The sequence below is a fragment of the Streptomyces sp. NPDC054796 genome (genome assembly GCF_053611545.1).
Genome location: NZ_JBSHAO010000064.1, coordinates 41,045 through 44,680 on the forward strand (window position 1 = coordinate 41,045; position 3,636 = coordinate 44,680).

Annotated in this window: 2 protein-coding genes and 1 pseudogene; all 3 read right to left on the reverse strand. The window is 68.8% G+C overall.

The window, feature by feature from the left end; genetic code table 11:
* Positions 1 to 390 precede the first annotated feature (390 nt).
* Positions 391 to 1,308, reverse strand: a complete 918-nt coding sequence (locus ACWGJ2_RS34630) for a streptomycin biosynthesis protein (RefSeq protein ID WP_453350306.1) — start codon at positions 1,306 to 1,308, stop codon at positions 391 to 393.
* A 197-nt stretch (positions 1,309 to 1,505) separates the two neighbouring features.
* A complete protein-coding gene (locus ACWGJ2_RS34635; RefSeq protein ID WP_453350307.1) occupies positions 1,506 to 1,937 on the reverse strand; it encodes a cold shock domain-containing protein in 432 nt (143 codons plus the stop codon).
* Between the two features lie 342 nt (positions 1,938 to 2,279).
* Positions 2,280 to 2,711: pseudogene (locus tag ACWGJ2_RS34640) on the reverse strand (winged helix-turn-helix domain-containing protein); the annotation flags it as partial.
* Between the last annotated feature and the right edge of the window lie 925 nt (positions 2,712 to 3,636).

Genomic DNA, 3,636 nt, shown 5'->3' on the forward strand with positions numbered 1-3,636 from the left:
TGGGGGTGGGTTTTTTTTTTTATAACCCACACCCCCCCCGCCCCCCGCCCCCCGCGGCCCCCCCCGGCCCCCCCCCCCGCCTCCCCCTCCCCCCGGCGAACGCTCGGCGCACGGCAACAGCCGCGAGCACAGAAACAGACACAGGAAAAGGCTGTCCAACCGATGGAATCCCTCGGTTGGACAGCCTCGACATCCCGACTCCCCCCAGCCCCCGACCCCCGACATCCACCCCTGAGAACTCCCCGGTCCCCGAACCCCGATCCCCCCACCCACCACGTCTTCCGCCCCCGAAAGTCAGCCCCCGGTTCTCAGCCCGCAGCCCCCGACCCCAGCCACAACCCCCTGAACAGCCACAGCCCCCGAAAAGCCTTCCGTCCTCGACCCACAGCGCTAGACGATCTCCGCCATCTGGTGGTCCACCCGCACCGCGATCTCTCCCCAGATCCCCGCGCACTCGCGGGCGAGCGTGGCGACGATGCCGCTACAGTGCGGCGGCACATTGTCGATGATCTCCTCCCACTCCTCCGCGGTGAGCATGTGGATGTTGAGCAGCCGCAGCAGTGTGCGGCCGGTCTCGCTGAACCTCAGTGCCGGGTCCGCCTTGAGGCGGTCCACGGCGGCGATACGGTCCTCGATCGGTGTCCGCGCGGGCGCGGTGTTGCTGCCGAAGCCACCGCGGGGACCGGCCGGCCTGCCCTCGTGGCGGGTACGTGCTTTGCCACGAGGCTTCGAGAGCGGCTCCTCTCCTCTGCGCATCCGGTTCCGCACGTCACGGGCCGTCTCGGGGGAGATCCCCGCGGCCCGGGCGATCTGCCGCAGCGACAGATCCGGGTTCTCGGCGATGAGTTCGCCGGCGAGCCTGCGCCCCTCGGCTCCGTTGATGGGACGGACCCGGCCGTCCTGTCCGATCCTGCTGCCCTCGACGGCCGTTCCCGCCGAGACCTTCCTGCGGATGTCGGCGACCGTGCCGGGAGCGATCCCGGTGACGGAGGCGATCATCCGGTCCGACCACTGCGCGTGGGACACGATGATGCGCCCCGCCGCCTGTTTTCTGTCGGCCATCGACAAGGGAAGGCCGTGTGTGATGTTGGATTCCACCGCCAGGACAAAGGCGTCGGCCTCGTCACCGTCGAAGAACCTGACGGCGATCTTGTCCTGTCCGCGTGCTTCGGCGGCTCGTAATCTGTGCAGCCCGTCGATGACGCGCATCGTCGCGCGGTGCACGATGATCGGTGGGAGCGGGGCCTGCGCCACCGCCAGTGCCTCGACATGTTCCGGATCTTCTCCGGAGATTCTTGGCGAGCCCATCACCGACAATGAGCTGATCTCGACTTCTTCGACTATCTGTTGATCGAATTGCGCCTGCCCAGGCTCCAACTCCAGCTCCTCACGATTTCGTATCCCCCGTGCGCAAGCGAGCGCTGACGCACCGAATGATGTACGCCGGACCGCTGGTACGGCCCTCCCCGCGTCATCCGCCGGGAGGGGCCGTAGCCCCCGTGCGGTCAGGCGTCGACCCATCCACGCTTCGTGGCGAACTCCAGCAGCCCCTGCCGCACCTGGAGTACCTGGCCCCCGGTCAGGCTCGGTGCGGCTTCCAGCAGCAGCTCGGTGACGGCGTGCCCGAAGTCGTCACGGGTGAGGACCTCGCACGTCCCCTCCCCGGCGATCCTGGCCGCCCGCACCTCGGGAACGGACGGTGCGGACTGGTCAACGGCATCGACGGTTTCCTCGGCCAGGCGCGCCGCGAATGCCTTGCGCCCCCGGTCACCGGCCATGATTTCGAATTCGATCCGCGCCCCGGGCACGAGATCGCTCGGGTCCCCCGTGAAGACCGAGGTGTGCAGGAATACGTCATCGCCGCCGTCATCGGCCGCGATGAATCCGAAGCCCCGCATCTCGTCGAATTGCAGAACTCTGCCCGTTGTCAATTCCACTCGACCTCTCCCCGTTACTCAGTCCGCCACGTAGAAACGGACGAGTCTCCCCTATTCGGACACTAACTTTAACAGCGTCTTATGAGCCCAGGCACCCCTATCTGCCGCCCCTGAACTCGCGATGTCGTAGTGCACATTTCCGCACGGCGAGGAAAACCGGATGCCGTGGGCAACCGCCTTACGCGATGCACGCCGGGAGTCGCCACCGAGAGGCGCGCCGGACGGCGGTCACTCCACCAGGAGTTCGCGGCCGTCCATGGCGTCGTCGGCGCGGAGTACCTGGCGCCGCCTCGGCGGTTCCGGCTGCGTCCACGCCTGTTTGATCCACCCCTCGGCCAGCGTCTCGCGCCCCGTCGCCCAGCGCTCGGAGACCTGGCACGACCAGCCGTGACGGCGCAGCAGTTTGCGTACCCCCTGGATGGTGTACGTCATGTGGAACCTGCGCGCGATGACGGCCCTGATGCGCTCCAGCGTCCAGCGCTGGTCGGCCCAGCCGTGCGCCGCGGCCCCCTTGGCCAGCTCGGCCTCCAGCTCGCGGAACTGCGCGGGGCTGAGCCGGGGCCTGGACGCGGGCCCCTTCGAGTTCAGTGCGAGCGGACCGCCCTGCTGCCATGCGCGGCGCCAGCGCTGCACCGAACGCACGCTGATCCGCAGGTCCTTGGCGATGACGGCGTTCGTCTCACCCCGTTCGAATCGCTCGGCGGCCTGGAGTCTCAGCCGCTCCCGGAACTCCTGCCGTTCGGCGGTCAGCCCGCCACCCTGTGCGTACCGCACGCCTACGCCTTATCCCGCGGATCAAGAATGGCCAGCACCCCGCGACACCACGAGTTCACAGTCAGTACCCCTATCCACGTTTCCCTGGCTTCTCGGCCAGCGGACGGCGATCTCCGGCCCTGAGGGCGGGAAACCGCGCTCGACATCATCACTGGTACGTACGTCTTCGGCGCGTGAAGTCCCTGGTGAACGTGGGGGTGTCCAGCAACTGGACCAGACCACCCGGGCTTTCGGCGCTTCGCGGACCGACGGGCAGCGCGTCGGCTCGTACATCGCCCGGATGGGGGTACCCCTACCCCTACCGGGAATACGACACATCAGCGGACAGAACCTGCCAGTTACCGGACAGTGTCGCTTCCGGCCCAGCTCTCGCCCGCGGCGCACCTCCGTCGCACCCGTTCTCCCGGGGCGACCGGACGACGCGCCCACACGGCTCGCCAGGCGCACCGGCACCGGACGCGACATCCCGCGGTGACCGAGGGCTTCACCGCCGTCGCGCACACGGCCTCCGGCGACGCGCCCGCGCCGCCGCGCCACTTCCGGAACCGCGCCCGCCATGAGGGCTCCCTCTGCCTTTACGGGGCCGGCGCCGTGCCTCGCCGGTAATTCATCCGTGAGCCGTCCGCGCGCGGAGGGGGCATCCACGCCTAGAACCGGCCAGGCGGTTCTTTAAATTTCATCTTCTCCCCCGCCGCCCAATGCGCGCGATCCAAGTTCGGGCCTTGTACCCAAGTTCTGTGACGCGCCTCTCATTTCCGTACAGAGTAGAAGTGGGCCGGAGAATCCTCAACGAATCCCGTGCCTGTCCGGGCCATGTCCAACTGCGTAAATTCCCGCTCCCCGCACAGCGGTACGGGCGCGGTGGGGGGGGCCCCACCGGGGGGGGCGCCCCCCCCCCCCCGGGCCGGGGGGCGGCCGGGCCCGG